Source organism: Vibrio pelagius (assembly GCF_024347575.1).
Taxonomy (GTDB): Bacteria; Pseudomonadota; Gammaproteobacteria; order Enterobacterales; family Vibrionaceae; genus Vibrio; species Vibrio pelagius.
Genome location: NZ_AP025503.1, coordinates 635,579 through 650,764, shown reverse-complemented (window position 1 = coordinate 650,764; position 15,186 = coordinate 635,579). Strand labels below are relative to the sequence as shown.

At 45.1% G+C, this 15,186-nt stretch carries 12 protein-coding genes; 5 read left to right on the top strand and 7 right to left on the bottom strand.

Annotated elements, in window-relative coordinates; genetic code table 11:
• The 3 genes from pstB to vsple_RS02845 are packed head-to-tail and all read right to left on the bottom strand — an operon-like array spanning nt 1 to nt 4,761.
• Entirely contained in the window at nt 1-819 is an 819-nt protein-coding gene (gene pstB, locus vsple_RS02855; RefSeq protein ID WP_255231390.1) for a phosphate ABC transporter ATP-binding protein PstB, read from the bottom strand.
• On the bottom strand, nt 820-2,520 hold the full coding sequence (gene pstA, locus vsple_RS02850; RefSeq protein ID WP_261882616.1) for a phosphate ABC transporter permease PstA: 1,701 nt from the start codon (nt 2,518-2,520) through the stop codon (nt 820-822).
• A gap of 24 nt (nt 2,521-2,544) precedes the next feature.
• Nucleotides 2,545-4,761 (bottom strand): ABC transporter permease subunit, encoded by a 2,217-nt coding sequence (locus tag vsple_RS02845; RefSeq protein ID WP_255231392.1) that lies wholly within the window; start codon nt 4,759-4,761, stop codon nt 2,545-2,547.
• Between the two features lie 205 nt (nt 4,762-4,966).
• Between vsple_RS02845 and ppk1 the strand changes: the two genes are divergently transcribed.
• Entirely contained in the window at nt 4,967-7,066 is a 2,100-nt protein-coding gene (gene ppk1 / locus vsple_RS02840) for a polyphosphate kinase 1 (protein WP_261882615.1), read from the top strand.
• Between the two features lie 115 nt (nt 7,067-7,181).
• Nucleotides 7,182-8,678, top strand: coding sequence for a Ppx/GppA phosphatase family protein (locus tag vsple_RS02835; protein ID WP_261883114.1), 1,497 nt, complete (start codon nt 7,182-7,184; stop codon nt 8,676-8,678).
• Between the two features lie 10 nt (nt 8,679-8,688).
• Here vsple_RS02835 and vsple_RS02830 read toward each other — a convergent pair whose 3' ends face one another.
• The 3 genes from vsple_RS02830 to phoB are packed head-to-tail and all read right to left on the bottom strand — an operon-like array spanning nt 8,689 to nt 11,686.
• Entirely contained in the window at nt 8,689-9,609 is a 921-nt protein-coding gene (locus vsple_RS02830) for a PstS family phosphate ABC transporter substrate-binding protein (protein ID WP_261883113.1), read from the bottom strand.
• 53 nt (nt 9,610-9,662) lie between these two features.
• Complete coding sequence (gene phoR, locus vsple_RS02825; RefSeq protein ID WP_261882614.1) at nt 9,663-10,961, bottom strand: phosphate regulon sensor histidine kinase PhoR; 1,299 nt, start codon at nt 10,959-10,961, stop codon at nt 9,663-9,665.
• A 35-nt stretch (nt 10,962-10,996) separates the two neighbouring features.
• Nucleotides 10,997-11,686, bottom strand: a complete 690-nt coding sequence (gene phoB / locus vsple_RS02820; RefSeq protein WP_032551271.1) for a phosphate regulon transcriptional regulator PhoB — start codon at nt 11,684-11,686, stop codon at nt 10,997-10,999.
• Between the two features lie 195 nt (nt 11,687-11,881).
• Here phoB and rdgC point away from each other — a divergent pair, with 195 nt between their 5' ends.
• From rdgC to vsple_RS02805, 3 genes are all read left to right on the top strand, one after another.
• Complete coding sequence (gene rdgC / locus vsple_RS02815) at nt 11,882-12,796, top strand: recombination-associated protein RdgC (RefSeq protein ID WP_261882613.1); 915 nt, start codon at nt 11,882-11,884, stop codon at nt 12,794-12,796.
• Between the two features lie 204 nt (nt 12,797-13,000).
• The gene (gene trhP / locus vsple_RS02810; protein ID WP_061033314.1) at nt 13,001-14,404 is read left to right on the top strand and encodes a prephenate-dependent tRNA uridine(34) hydroxylase TrhP; all 1,404 of its coding nucleotides are present in this window, start codon (nt 13,001-13,003) and stop codon (nt 14,402-14,404) included.
• Nucleotides 14,405-14,432: 28 nt separating this feature from the next.
• A complete protein-coding gene (locus vsple_RS02805) occupies nt 14,433-14,687 on the top strand; it encodes a YfhL family 4Fe-4S dicluster ferredoxin (RefSeq protein ID WP_261882612.1) in 255 nt (84 codons plus the stop codon).
• Between the two features lie 41 nt (nt 14,688-14,728).
• Here vsple_RS02805 and vsple_RS02800 read toward each other — a convergent pair whose 3' ends face one another.
• The gene (locus tag vsple_RS02800; RefSeq protein ID WP_255231398.1) at nt 14,729-15,037 is read right to left on the bottom strand and encodes a hypothetical protein; all 309 of its coding nucleotides are present in this window, start codon (nt 15,035-15,037) and stop codon (nt 14,729-14,731) included.
• Nucleotides 15,038-15,186 lie beyond the last annotated feature (149 nt).

Genomic DNA, 15,186 nt, shown 5'->3' with positions numbered 1-15,186 from the left:
TTAACCGTATCTTCCTGTAATGTAGTCTTCTGTTTGATTTTTCAATGGCGAAGTAAAGATTGAATCTGTATCTGAGTACTCGATCAACTTACCCATATGAATAAACGCGGTGTGGTCACTGACACGCGCTGCTTGTTGCATGTTGTGAGTCACAATCACGACCGTGTATTGCGTTTTAAGATCGTTAATCAGCTCTTCAATCGTCAGAGTGGAGATAGGATCCAATGCAGACGTTGGTTCATCCAATAACAGAACTTCAGGCTCAATAGCCACTGCACGCGCAATCACCAAGCGCTGCTGTTGACCGCCAGAGAGACCAAATGCATTTTCATGCAACCTGTCTTTCACTTCATCCCATAAGGCTGCTGCACGTAAAGAGCGTTCAACCGCATCATCAAGATCACGGCTATTGCTCATACCTTGAAGGCGTAAGCCGTAAACCACGTTTTCATAGATCGATTTAGGGAAAGGGTTTGGCCTCTGAAAAACCATACCCACACGTCGGCGTAAGGTGGCCACGTCCACTTGAGGATCATAAACATTGTGACCATAAAGCTTCACTTTGCCAGACACTCGACACCCTTCCACCAAATCATTCATTCGGTTAATGCAGCGTAACAAGGTCGATTTACCACACCCAGAAGGCCCGATAAACGCCGTCACCTGCCCTTTTGGGATCTTCATTGAGATATCGTCGAGCGCTTGGCTCTCTTTATAATGAAGATTTAAGCTCTCAATCGAGATGGCTGTCTGTTCATCCGTTAGGTTGTGAACATCAAGCGGGGCGTAATAACCCAAGGTTTCATTAATTGAAAACATCTAATCTTGTCCTAAGATTCGGTACTTCTCACGCAAGTTATTGCGAATATTAATCGCAGTCAGGTTTAACCCCACAATCACAGTAACGAGAAGAAACGATGTAGCGTACACCAAAGGTCTAGCTGCTTCTATGTTGGACGTCTGAAAGCCAACATCATAAATATGGAAACCCAAGTGCATAAACTTACGATCCAAATGAACGTACGGAAACTGCCCATCAACAGGGAGGCTTGAAGCCAGCTTCACCACCCCCACCAGCATTAACGGCGCAACTTCGCCAGCCGCACGAGCAATCGCCAAGATCAAACCTGTAATAATTGCTGGGCTTGCCATCGGCAGTACAATTCGCCACAAGGTTTCGAACTGTGTCGCCCCTAACGCTAACGAACCATGACGAACCGCGCTAGGAATTCGCGTCAAACCTTCTTCTGTCGTCACAATAACGACTGGCAATGTTAAAACCGCCAAAGTCAATGAAGACCATAAAAGCCCGGGTGTACCAAAGGTCGGAGCCGGTAAACGCTCAGCATAAAACAGCGTATCAATCGACCCACCAATGGTATAAACGAAGAAGCCCAAGCCAAATACACCATAGACAATCGAAGGAACACCAGCCAAGTTGATTACCGCGATACGAATCAAGCGCGTGAGTGCATTGGTCTTTGCATATTCATGGAGGTAAATCGCAGCAATAACACCAAGAGGCATCACCACGATCGACATCAAGATAACCAACAAGACTGTGCCGAATATCGCAGGGAAAACGCCCCCTTCAGAGTTCGACTCCCTTGGGTTATCCGACAAAAACTTCCAGATCTGTTTGAACCAGTGAGTGACTTTCTCAGCATAGTTCATCTGATTCGGATACCAGTAATCTAAGATATGGCTTAATGGAATCTCAACCTGCTGTCCCGTCATGTCTTCGACAACTAGGCTCTCTACGTTGAGCTGAGTTCTGAGCTGCTCTAAACGCAGTTCAGCATCATCCAGTTGTTGATTGAGTGCGCGTCGAGTATCTTCATAACTTTTCAAATAACTCTCACTGATTTTCTCATTCAGCTCCAGTTTGCGCTTTTCAAGCCTCAACTTCTCTAACTGCCAACTGATCCCACGGATCTCTTGATTTACAATCCGCGACGTCTCTTCACGAAGTACATCCGCAAACGCCAGCCCTTCTTCTAAAGACTGGTCAATATCAGTCACACTTGAGCCAGCCGCACTTTCAAAGCGAATTGGCTTACCAAAGAAGTAACCACCACGACTACGCTCTATCACTGCCCACCCTTCCGGCTCTGTTGGCTGCTGTAGATTGATATCTAGAATCGATACGAAATCTGCCGGATACAACTCGCGATTCGCCACTTTGACGCTTAGGCGTTTCACTAAGCCCGTAGTAAGTTGCTGCTCAGATAGGTGCTCATGAGACTGGGGGATCTGAGCAATCGGAATGTATTTGTTCTCATAAAGCTGACCGATAAGGCGATCTGGCGAACCATTCAGTTCGACTTGTGACTGTGCTGAATCGTCAAGTTGCCATTGGTAGAGTGGTGCAGGCCAAAAGTACGTAAGCCCCTTCCAGCCGATTAACAGCATCAAACCAAGCACGGAAAGCATACTGATACTAACCGCACCACCGGTCAGCCAGATCCAAGGAGAACCTGACTTAACCCAGTTCAATAGAGATTTAAATTTATTGGCCATGAATACTATGCTGCCCCTTGAACACTATAACGCACGATACTTGTCGCGCAGTCGTTGTCTTACCCACTCAGCCAAGAAGTTTACGGCGAAAGTGAAGACAAACAGCAGCAGCGCCGCTAAGAACAATAAACGGAAGTGAGAGCCACCCACTTCAGATTCAGGCAGCTCAACCGCAATGGTTGCAGATAAGGTTCTCATCCCCTCTAGAATATTCCAATCCAAAATAGGCGTGTTACCTGTCGCCATCAGAACAATCATGGTTTCACCAACGGCACGCCCTAGCCCCATCATTATTGCAGAGAAAATACCAGGACTCGCAGTCAGCAACACAACATAAATCAGTGTTTGCCATGCGGTAGCTCCCAAAGCCAGCGATCCGTCAGAGAGATGCTTAGGCACAGAGAAGATCGCATCTTCGGCGATAGTGAAAATGGTAGGGATAACAGCAAACCCCATAGCAAAACCCACCACCAATGCATTTCTTTGGTCAAAGCCAATGCCGTATCCTGCCAGAAAAGTACGAATGTCTCCGCCAAACAAAAGCGCCTCGATCTGACTGCCAAGAACAAACACGCTCACAATGGTAATCAGGAGTACAGGTATCAGGATCAGTGCGTGCCAACCATTCGAGAATCGACAGGTAAAGCTGTGAGGTAACAAGTACCAGACCAATCCCATTAACAGCGCACTTAACGGCAGTGCCACCATCAAGGAGAAGACTGCGGTGAGGTGTGTCTCGACAATAGGTGCAAACCATAAACCGGCCAAGAAGCCAATAATAACCGTTGGTAAAGCTTCCATCAGCTCAATCGTTGGTTTCACCACTCGACGCATTCTTGGAGACATGAAGTACGCTGTATAAATTGCCCCCAACACCGCTATCGGCGTTGCAAAAAGCATTGCAAACAGCGCCGCTTTTATGGTCCCGAAAGTGATCGGGATTAAACTGAATTTCTCTTCAAAGTCATCATTCGCTGACGTCGACTGCCACACGTAAGCCGGTTCTGGGTAGCTTTCATACCACACCTTCTGCCAAAGCGATGAGAGTGAAATTTGAGGGTATTCATTATCGACCGCTGCCACTCGAATTTCATCATCAATTAAGGCAACTAAATGCAATTCGTTGGCAGACATCGCGGCCAACTCCGGCGACTTATTAAAAGCACGTTCAAACAGTGACAGTTTTTCACTGGTCGTGTAATGGCTTTGCAATGTGCCGTTTTTGTAAAAGCTATAGAAACCCTTGCGATAGGTATCAGGAAGAATGAACTGCACTTCTTCTGCTAATTGGAAGTCTCGAATATGAGTGAGGCTGCGCTGCTTATCTTTCAGCACATCAAACCATTGAGACACCTGACCATCGTTATGCGTCACAAGCAGAGAGTAAGCACCAGACAGAAGATCAATCGTCTTCACCGCATGCTTTTCATCGCTCAAACTCAAATCCACCAGCTCCCTGACAGAGAAATGGTGCTCGTCAAGCGTGAGCACTGCCAGTTCAGAGCTGGCTCTCATGTAAAGTGTTTTGCCATCAGGCGTCATCAAGATCTGATCTTGTTGACTAAACTGAGTAGAGAGCCATTGACTCGCCTGCAGATGATAGTTTCCTTGAAGATCAGATTGAAACCATTTCACCAACAAACGTTGATCGGTCAATTGAGCCGCGATGGTCAGTTGTGAACCATGACGAGAGAAAGCAAACTGCTCAATCTCAGCTCCGTTACTTTCTGTTGCTGGCAAGAAGCGTTCAATCGTGTTTATGCGTTGAACTTTAGGTTCAGCAACACTGTTTGGTTTATAGAGTGGCGCACTGAATTTAGGCGAAAAAAAAGTGATATCACCACTTTTCGTAGCAAAAGCGAACCAATTTTCAGCAGGCGTATTTCGAGCGAAAGCGATCGGAGTCTTAGTGATCTGCTCAGAAAAATAAGAGTCTGAGTTTTGCGTTACTAAGTCCCAAAACTGAACTTTACCTGAGTTTTCAATAGTAAAAGCGTGTTGACCATATTCATCAACTGAGAGCGCAACAGCGTTATTTACAGTGACAGACTTACGATTGTTACTCACTTGAATACCGGCATCAGAAAAGATGGGCAAGATAACCATCGCAAGGTAGATAAAGATAAGCACTAAAGCAGCTAGAACACTTACCCCGCCGCACGTCACAGAAAAACGGACAAGACGGTCTTTCAACCATCGTTTCTTGTCTTTTTCTTTCAGTGAAAATTGGCTAGGGGTCATCTTTATATCTACCTTTTTTGAGCTAATATCATAATATTTCGATTAGATGACAATTATATTACAGGTCACATTAAATAACTGAAACTAGTAGCAACTTTTGCATAAACTTTCAATTGCAATAATACCGTAACAAAATGAGCATACGCTGCTTATTTTTTATAATTTAAGCCCCAAAAAACACGTCAGTCAATCGAGGAGAGTCTTAATGAATGCGGAAAAACTCTACATAGAAAAAGAACTTAGCTGGCTCTCTTTTAATGAGAGGGTATTGCAAGAGTCCGCAGACAAACATGTTCCTTTGATAGAACGTGTCCGATTTTTGGGCATTTTTTCCAACAATTTAGATGAGTTTTACAAAGTTCGCTTTGCTGATGTCAAACGTCGAATCTTGATTAACCAGGAGCGTGGCATTAATGATAATTCAAAGCACCTCTTGGCAAAAATGCAAACCAAAGCGCTAAAACTCAATCAAAGGTTTGATGAACTCTACAATGAACTGATTCTAGAGATGGCGAGACGACGCATCTTCCTGGTCAACGAAACACAGCTTAATGAATCACAGATAAAGTGGATCCGAAAGTACTTTCGCAAAGAGATCCTGCCTCACATTACACCACTACTGATGACCGATGAAATTGATGTATTGCAATTTTTAAAAGATGAGTATGCGTATCTCACGGTTGAGTTAGAAAAAGATCAGCAATCGAGTTATGCCTTGATCGAAATACCAACCGATCATCTTCCTCGCTTCGTCAAAGTACCGGAACCGAAAGGTAAACGCCGTAAGACCATTATTCTGCTCGACAACATCATTCGTTACTGTATTGATGATCTTTTCAAGGGCTTTTTTGAATATGACAGCCTCAACTGCTACGCAATGAAAATGACTCGTGATGCAGAGTATGACCTTAGTTATGAAGTTGAACATAGCTTGCTAGAGCAGATGTCAGAAGGGGTTGCACAACGATTGAGTGCCATGCCAGTCCGCTTTGTGTATGAGCACACCATGCCTGAAAAGATGCTCCATTTTTTGTGCGAGAAGCTTGGCATGTCTAACTATGACAGCTTAATTCCAGGTGGGCGCTACCATAACTTTAAGGACTTTATTGCCTTCCCAAACATGGGGCGAGAGTACTTAGAGAACAAGCCTCTGCCACCAATGAAGTGTGCGGATTTCGATCATCACTATAATACTTTTGATGCGATCAAAGAGAAAGACATCCTGCTCTATTACCCTTATCACACCTTTGATCATATTACTGAATTAGTCCGCCAAGCGTCATTCGATCCTAAAGTGCTCAGCATTAAGATCAACGTCTATCGGGTAGCCAAAGATTCCAAGCTATTAAACTCGCTCATTGATGCCGTACACAACGGAAAAAACGTTACCGTAGTGGTTGAGCTACAAGCTCGCTTCGATGAAGAGGCCAACATTGAGTGGGCGAAGGTACTTACAGAAGCTGGCGTGCACGTTATCTTTGGTGCTCCGGGTTTGAAAATACACTCTAAGCTGATATTGATTAGCCGCCGAGAAGGAGAAGAGATTACTCGCTATGCACATGTCGGCACGGGCAACTTCCATGAAAAAAATGCACGCATCTACACAGACTTCTCTCTACTCACTGCCGATCAAGACTTGGCCAACGAAGTACGAAACGTGTTTGGTTATATCGAGAACCCCTACAGACCGGTGCGGTTTGACCATTTAATTGTTTCACCACAAAACTCGCGTAAAAAGCTCTATCGATTAATCGATGGTGAAATTTCAAATGCTAAAGAAGGCAAGAAAGCGCAGATCACCCTCAAAGTGAACAACCTCGTGGACAAAGGGCTAATCAATAAACTCTACGGTGCAAGCAGTGCTGGCGTGAAAATCCGTATGATTATTCGCGGTATGTGTTCTTTGGTTCCAGGCGTCGAAGGTATTAGTGAGAATATTGAAATCATTAGTATTATTGATCGCTTCCTTGAGCACCCTCGCGTCATTATCACTCACAATGATGGCGACCCTCAGGTTTACATCTCTTCCGCAGACTGGATGACTCGAAACATCGATCATCGTATCGAAGTCGCCGCACCGATCCGTGATGAGCGTTTGAAACAACGTATTATTGATATTGTAAATATCCATTTTACCGATACAGTTAAAGCAAGGTGGATTGATAAAGAGATGAGCAACAATTACGTTCCACGCGGTAACCGTAAAAAAGTTCGCTCACAAATCGCCATCTACGACTACCTAAAACAGGTCGAAAAACACACTAGAAAAGCCAGGGAACCCAAGCCAGACGATGAGCAAAATTAACGATGCCTCCTCTAAACAGGAACCGAATATTCCGCTAGATACCCTCTCATTAGACGCGGTATCTGCGCCTGTTCGAAATGTCGCCGCCATAGACTTGGGTTCCAACAGTTTCCACATGGTGGTGGCTAAAGTCATTGGCCAAGAGCTGCAACTGGTTAGTCGCCACAAACAGCGCGTGCGCTTAGGTTCTGGCTTAGACAGCCAGTCCAACCTTAATAACAGCGCAATGGCGCGTGGTCTTGAGTGCTTAGCGATGTTTGCAGAGCGCTTACAAGGCTTTGAGTTAGACAACGTTCGTATCGCGGCAACTCATACCCTGCGACGAGCAAACAACGCTCACATCTTTATCAAAAGGGCGAGAGCGATTCTTCCCTTCCCGATCGAGGTAATACCGGGTCAAGAAGAAGCTCGTCTCATTTATCTTGGTGTCGCCCACACGCAACCTGAGTCCGACTCTAAGCTGGTGGTTGATATCGGAGGGGGGAGTACCGAATTAATCATTGGCGAAGGCTTTGAAGCCAAACTTGTCAACAGCAAGCAAATGGGCTGTGTGAGCTTTACTCATCGCTATTTCTCCAACAACAAACTCTCTTCAAAGAATTTCTCTAAAGCGATCATCGCTGCCCAACAACGCCTCGAACCATTGACGGCGTCATACAAGAAGCATGGTTGGGAAGTTGCTCTAGGCTCTTCGGGTACAATTAAAGCCATCAAGGAAGTATTGATCGGTCTAGGGTATGAAGACGCAATCATTACCGAAAAGAGACTGGAACATCTTATCGATACTTTGTGCGAGCACAAGACCATTGAAGATATTGATATCAAAGGCTTAACCGTTGAACGTCAACCCGTGTTCGCTGCGGGTGTCGCCATTCTCACTGGTATCTTCAAAGCTCTATCAATCAAAGAGATGCACTTTTCAGATGGTGCACTTCGCGAAGGTCTGCTGTATGAAATGGAAGAGCGCTTTCAACGCTCAGATATTCGAATGCGAACCACTGAAAACTTAGCACTCAAGCATCAAGTCGACTTAGAACATGCAGCGAGAGTAAGAGGCCAAGCCTTAGAGTTCATCCATCAACTGCAAGACTCCCTTGGTATCAAGAAAAAGAGTCAGTTGTTTGATTTACTAAGCTGGAGCGCTCTCCTGCATGAAGTCGGTCTTAGCATAAGCTTTCAAGGGTTCCATCGCCATTCAGCCTACCTGTTAAAACACACTAATATGCCAGGCTTTAACAGCGAACAGCAGTCGGTGATGGCAACTTTGGCACGCTTCCAACGTAAGTCTTTAAAACTCCAGGAGATGCCCGATTTCAACCTGTTCAAAAAGAAACAGATCATCGGTTTAGTCCGAATTTTAAGGCTTGCGATTTTATTGAATGGGCAGCGGAATGATGCGCCGCTGTTAGATATAAAAATTGATCTCTTAGATAAAGACCATTGGAAACTGAGCTGCACTAACCCAGATTGGTTAGATGAGAATAAGCTGCTCGCTGCTGATTTAGCACAAGAGCAAGAGCTATGGGAGCAAGCCGGTTGGCAGCTAAGTTTCAATAACCATAATTTCGACGATAATAATGTCGATGATAATACCGAAACCCAAACGTCATAAAACAGCGTGATTAAAGCCCAACTTTAGATAGCTCTCGTTGGGCAAACTCTTTTGGAATCGCTACGTAACCGTCCTTCTCAACTAATTCCTGTCCCTGCTTTGAGAACACAAAAGTTAAAAATTCCTGCTCTACTGGAGACAGAGGTTTCTCTGGATGCTTGTTCACATAAACGTAAAGGAAACGAGACAATGGGTAGTTGCCATTAATGATGTTTTCACGCGTGGCATCGATGTAATCTTCACCTTGAGTCGCGACGGGAATCAGCTTAACGCCAGCCACTCTATAGCCAATACCTGAATAGCCTATTCCACTGATCGATGATGAGACCGACTGCACCACAGATGCGGAGCCCGGTTGTTCGTTTACACGATTTTTGAAATCACCACCGCATAACGCATTCATCTTAAAGTAACCATACGTCCCTGATACCGAGTTTCGCCCAAACAACTGAAATGGGTGCTTAGCCCAAGTTTCGGCAATGCCTAAGTCTTGCCAGGTTTTGTAAGATTGATTGGCACCACAGCGTAGCGTTTGAGAAAAGATCCCGTCAATCTGGCGAAAATTGAGCCCCTCAATAGGGTTGTCTCGATGAACAAAGATACCAATCGCATCTATAGCCACTTTAAGTGCGGTCGGCTTATAGCCATGCTCCCGCTCGAAAGCTTCAATCTCACGCAGGCGCATTGGCCGGCTCATTGGTCCTAAGTGTGCCGTGCGTTCAGTTAACGCTGGCGGTGCAGTCGATGAACCAGACGCTTGTACTTGCGCATTCACGTTTGGGTAATAAGTCTTGAACTCTTCCATCCAGAGTGTCGTCATTCCAGCTAAAGTATCAGAGCCTACAGACAGAAGACTTCCTGAAATACCATGAACTTTCTCATAGTCAGGCAGTGATTCAGTGGTTTGCTCGGAATGAACAATGCCACTCATGGTGAGAGTGGCAAGTAAAAGAGTAGAGACAGACAATTTTCTCATCGATTGACTCATTGAACAGTTAAACGGCTTGGTAGCGTAAAGGAGAAGCGGCTACCAACGCCAACTTCACTCTGTATTTCGAGATGTGAGTCGTGATGGCTAAGTGCATGCTTCACAATAGCGAGCCCAAGACCACTACCGCCGGTGTCCCTGGAGCGAGCTTTATCAACTCGATAGAAACGCTCGGTCAGTCTATGCAGATGCTGAGGCTCAATACCTTCACCGGTATCAGAGACATCCAAGCAGGCTCCTTGACTGGTTTGATACCAACGCACCTTTACCGTGGCACCCGCAGGAGTGTACTTCACCGCGTTATAAACGAGATTAGAGATGGCACTGCGCAGTTGGTCTTCATCTGCAAGGACGCGCAAACTCTTGTCGATATCAAACTCCAGCTTATGCTCCTTGTCACCACTCAAGCTGGTCGCCTCTTTTTCAAGCACTTCTAACATTGCTGGGACGTTGACCACCTCATCCAACTCGTGCATTGGCGCTGCTTCAATCTTAGATAGCGTCAGCAGTTGATTCACGAGACTATTCATACGATTCAACTGTTCCGTCATCACGCCATGAGCTTTGCTCCACATCGGGCCGACAACCATATCTGGGTCTTCAGTCATCTCAAGGTAACCTTGCAGTACGGTCATTGGCGTGCGCAGTTCATGAGAAACATTGGCAAAGAAGTTACGACGCATGCCCTCAAGCTGTTTAAGTTGAGTCACATCACGCACCACCATTAGGTGCTCGCCCTCAGTGTATGGCACGATACGTAACTCAAGCATACGCTCTACATTTAGAGGTGACGGCATCTCTAATGGCTCAGAGAAATCTTGTTTATTAAGGTACTTGATGAAATCTGGAGTACGAATCAGGTTCGAGATCGGCTGACCAGAATCATCCGGCCAACGAAAGCCCAGTAAGTACTGAGCGAGCTTATTGCACCAAACAATGTTGCCTTCACTACGAAACACCACGACAGCATCAGGTAGAGATTCCGCACCATTTCTGAAACGGCGAATCAGATTGGTTAATTCCTTGCGCTTACGGCGCTGTCTCTGCTGCATGCGGTAGATACCATTAAACAGAGACTCCCAATTTCCAGAGCCTGAAGGTGGCGTTAATCGCTTTTCATCCCACAACCACGCCGACAGACGCATTTGGTTATGAAGGTGCCATGCTAGCTGCAGAACGGTAGCAGCCAACAGTAACCAAGGTAGGTAGCCAAATATCCAGCCAACAATAAACCAAGGTGCGTAAAAAAAAGCCAGCTCCCAAGCTAGCTTCTTCCAGGTTAACTTTTCAACCATTCAGGACTCCGTAAATCGGGCATCGCAGCCATAAATTAAGCTTTTGTAGAGAAGCGATAGCCAGCACCACGGACGGTTTGAATCAACTTATCGTGACCCGCCGCTTCAAGCGCTTTACGAAGACGACGAATATGAACATCCACAGTGCGGTCTTCTACGTACACGTTGGTCCCCCAAACGTTATTCAGTAACTGCTCACGGCTATATACTCGCTCTTGATGTGTCATAAAGAAGTGCAGCATCTTAAACTCTGTAGGTCCCATATCAACAGGGCCATCACTCGCGGTAACACGGTGAGAAACAGGGTCAAGTTTTAGACCTTGAACATCGATTACATCTTCCAGCGCCGTTGGAGTCACACGACGAATCACTGCTTTCAGACGAGCAACCAACTCTTTTGGTGAGAATGGTTTGGTGATGTAGTCATCAGCGCCGACTTCTAAACCACGAACCTTATCTTCCTCTTCACCACGCGCTGTCAGCATTACCACAGGGATATTGCGCGTTAGCTCTTCACGCTTCATATGCTTGATGAAATTAATACCGCTACCACCCGGTAGCATCCAATCTAGTAATACTAGATCTGGGAAAGGTTCACATAGCTTGTTCACCGCTGTATCGTAATCTTCAGCTTCTACTGCTTGGTAGCCTTTTTGTTCAAGCACAAAACACAACATCTCACGAATTGGTGCTTCATCCTCAACGACCAGAATCCTTCTCGACATAATTGAATAGCCTTTGTATTTAATCAACGCATTGCATTATCAGAGTTAATTATGACACTTTTGTGACCATTGAAAACAAATTTTAATATAACTGTCTCAATCGTTTCACTTTGGAAGTTTTGATACCGAATTAACGACAAATTCGTTCAAATCCCCTATGATGGACCACTTCTAAAAAGGTATGAGAAAAAGTATATGTGGTTTAAAAATTGCCTAGTGTATCGCTTCAATCGTGATATTGAGTTCAATGCAGACAAGCTAGAGAAACAGCTAGAAGAATTTCGCTTCACACCTTGCGGCAGCCAAGATAAACAAAAGTTTGGTTGGGTTCACGCTATGGGTAAGCACGGTGACATGATGACGCATGTCTCTGAAAACCGCATTCTGATTTGTGCAAAAAAAGAAGAGAAGATGCTACCCGCTTCAGTGATCAAAGAGACACTGAACGCTAAAGTAGAAGCGCTTGAAGTAGAATCAGGCCAACCCGTGAAGAAAAAAGAGAAAGACAGCATCAAAGAAGACATCATCATCGATCTTCTTCCGCGCGCTTTCAGCCGCAGCAGCTTCACTTACGCTTTGATCATGCCAAAAGAAGGCTTCATTGTTGTTGATGCAAGCAGCTACAAAAAAGCGGAAGACCTGTTAGCTTTGCTGCGTAAAACAATGGGGAGCCTACCAGTTGTTCCTGCAATTCCTGAGCAAGCGATCGAAACAACACTAACCGAATGGGTTAAGTCAGGCGATACTCCTCAAGGCATTACGATGCTTGACGAAGCTGAGCTTAAATCAATCCAAGAAGACGGTGGTATTGTTCGAGTTAAGAAACAAGAGCTAGAAGCCGACGAGATTAAAAACCACATTGAAGCGAACAAGGTGGTAACCAAGCTGCTTATCAACTGGCAAGATCGCATTGAATTCATCCTGGCTGAAGACGGCAGTATCAAACGCCTGAAGTTCAGCGATGAACTTAAAGATGAGAACGACGATATTCCTCGTGAGGACCAAGCTGCACGCTTTGATGCAGATTTCTCATTACTATGTGGTGAGTTCAGCGTGTTCCTTCCGAACCTGTTCGAATCACTAGGTGGATTAACTCAACCGAACGCTTAATCAGTAACTTCAAAGCTCAGGTGCACCGTACCTGAGCTTATTTTCCCTACATTTCCCGCTGTATATTTACCCCTTCCTTCTCTTCTTAATATCATTGCTATCTTTAGGGCTATCAACCAAACTCATTTTAGCGTAAAATTTGCGCCCCTTTGATATCACTTGGTGGTATCAACCTGACTTGAGATCAGACTAGAGAACGAAGCAATGACAACACAAAAACCATTTGTACCTGAACTATTATCACCGGCAGGAAGCCTTAAAAACATGCGTTACGCATTCGCCTACGGCGCAGATGCAGTTTACGCGGGCCAGCCACGTTACAGCCTTCGCGTTCGTAACAATGAGTTCAACCACGAAAACCTACAAATCGGTATCGATGAAGCTCATGCTCAAGGCAAAAAGTTATATGTTGTATGTAACATTCAGCCACACAACTCTAAATTAAAAACGTTCATTCGCGACCTTAAGCCAGTTGTTGATATGGGCCCAGACGCTCTTATCATGTCTGATCCTGGTCTTATCATGATGGTTCGTGAAGCATTCCCTGAAATGCCAATCCACCTTTCAGTTCAAGCTAACGCTGTGAACTGGGCAACGGTAAAATTCTGGGCTACACAAGGCGTTGAGCGTGTCATCCTATCTCGTGAACTATCACTTGAAGAGATCGAAGAGATCCGCGAACACTGCCCAGAAACAGAACTAGAGATTTTTGTTCACGGTGCACTTTGCATGGCGTACTCTGGTCGTTGCCTACTTTCTGGTTACATGAATAAGCGCGACCCTAACCAAGGTACTTGCACTAACGCTTGTCGTTGGGAATACAAAACAGAAGCGGCAAAAGAAGACGAAAACGGTCAAATCGTTGAAGCAAACCCTACTGGTGTTGAGATTCAGGATGTTGAAGTTCAAGACGAACGTCCAGACAACACACTAGGTCTAGGTAAACCAACAGATGAAGTGGTTCTACTTTCAGAGTCACACAAGCCTGAAGAGAAAATGGCTGCGTTTGAAGATGAGCATGGTACTTACATCATGAACTCAAAAGACCTTCGAGCAATCCAGCACGTTGAACGTCTAACGAAGATGGGTGTTCACTCACTGAAAATCGAAGGCCGTACTAAGTCTTTCTACTACTGTGCTCGTACAGCACAAGTTTACCGTAAAGCGATCGATGACGCTGTCGCGGGCAAGCCATTTGATGAAAGCCTAATGGGTACACTAGAGAGCCTAGCGCACCGTGGCTACACTGAAGGCTTCCTACGTCGTCACACTCACGATACTTACCAGAACTACGAGTACGGTTACTCTATCTCTGATACTCAACAATTTGTTGGTGAATTCACAGGTAAACGCCGTGGCGATCTAGCGGAAGTGGAAGTGAAGAACAAATTCCTAGTAGGTGACAGCTTAGAAATGATGACACCGAAAGGTAACGTTGTTTTCACACTAGAGATGATGGAAAACCGTAAGTCTGAAGCAGTTGAAGACGCGAAAGGTAACGGTCACTTTGTATTTATTCCTGTGCCAGCCGATCTAGACTTAGAGTACGGCTTGTTGATGCGTAACTTGAGCGAAGGCCAAGACACACGCAACGCATCAGGTAAGTAACTGTACTTAAAAGACTGAGAAGTAAGCAATGGCTCTGCTAATAACTGACAAGTGCATTAACTGTGATATGTGTGACCCTGAGTGCCCAAATGGTGCAATTACTATGGGTGATACGATCTTCGAGATCGATCCTGCTCTCTGTACTGAATGTAAAGGTCACTACGAAAAGCCGACGTGTCAGTCTGTATGTCCGATTACAAAATGCATCATTACAGACCCGAATCACATCGAAACCGATGATCAACTTCTAGAGAAGTTCGTCATCATTCAAGGCCTCACCTAAAAATAAAAAGGTTCAACTTGGACTTAAGTTGAACCTTTTTTCTATCCGGATTTTTCTATCGGATAAATATTACAGAACAAATCTTTTTCGAATTGATACTCCAAGCGCTCTCTCCAATGGGATGTTTTGGAAACATGCACAAGATAAAAATTCTCTCTACTTGTGTCGGTTACGAAGGCCATCCCATACTGCATCAGCTCATAATGCACATCATTGATAAACCCGGGGTCTACGCGCTGTCTCCCTGTTAAGCTATTCAAATCTTCTCGCGTTAAAGAGACACCAGAAACCTCACTGCTAAATCTATGCCTTAACCACTCAGAAAACTCCTTCGCACAAATCATTGTCATGGTTTTTGTCCTCGAATTACATATCGACGGGTATCAAGACTCTAATTCTTATATACGACGTGTAAGTCCTATTTGTCACCCCAAAAACATTCTTGTTATGACCCAACTATGCCACTTCGACTCTGTTTTTGTTTTTGTCGGATTGTGAA

Excerpts from the sequence above, each read along its gene's own strand:
- pstB (WP_255231390.1), bottom strand. The coding sequence starts at position 819 with ATGTTTTCAATTAATGAAACCTTGGGTTATTACGCCCCGCTTGATGTT.
- pstA (WP_261882616.1), bottom strand. The coding sequence starts at position 2,520 with ATGGCCAATAAATTTAAATCTCTATTGAACTGGGTTAAGTCAGGTTCT.
- vsple_RS02845 (WP_255231392.1), bottom strand. The coding sequence starts at position 4,761 with ATGACCCCTAGCCAATTTTCACTGAAAGAAAAAGACAAGAAACGATGG.
- ppk1 (WP_261882615.1), top strand. The coding sequence starts at position 4,967 with ATGAATGCGGAAAAACTCTACATAGAAAAAGAACTTAGCTGGCTCTCT.
- vsple_RS02835 (WP_261883114.1), top strand. The coding sequence starts at position 7,182 with ATGGTGGTGGCTAAAGTCATTGGCCAAGAGCTGCAACTGGTTAGTCGC.
- vsple_RS02830 (WP_261883113.1), bottom strand. The coding sequence starts at position 9,609 with ATGAGTGGCATTGTTCATTCCGAGCAAACCACTGAATCACTGCCTGAC.
- phoR (WP_261882614.1), bottom strand. The coding sequence starts at position 10,961 with ATGGTTGAAAAGTTAACCTGGAAGAAGCTAGCTTGGGAGCTGGCTTTT.
- phoB (WP_032551271.1), bottom strand. The coding sequence starts at position 11,686 with ATGTCGAGAAGGATTCTGGTCGTTGAGGATGAAGCACCAATTCGTGAG.
- rdgC (WP_261882613.1), top strand. The coding sequence starts at position 11,882 with ATGTGGTTTAAAAATTGCCTAGTGTATCGCTTCAATCGTGATATTGAG.
- trhP (WP_061033314.1), top strand. The coding sequence starts at position 13,001 with ATGACAACACAAAAACCATTTGTACCTGAACTATTATCACCGGCAGGA.
- vsple_RS02805 (WP_261882612.1), top strand. The coding sequence starts at position 14,433 with ATGGCTCTGCTAATAACTGACAAGTGCATTAACTGTGATATGTGTGAC.
- vsple_RS02800 (WP_255231398.1), bottom strand. The coding sequence starts at position 15,037 with ATGACAATGATTTGTGCGAAGGAGTTTTCTGAGTGGTTAAGGCATAGA.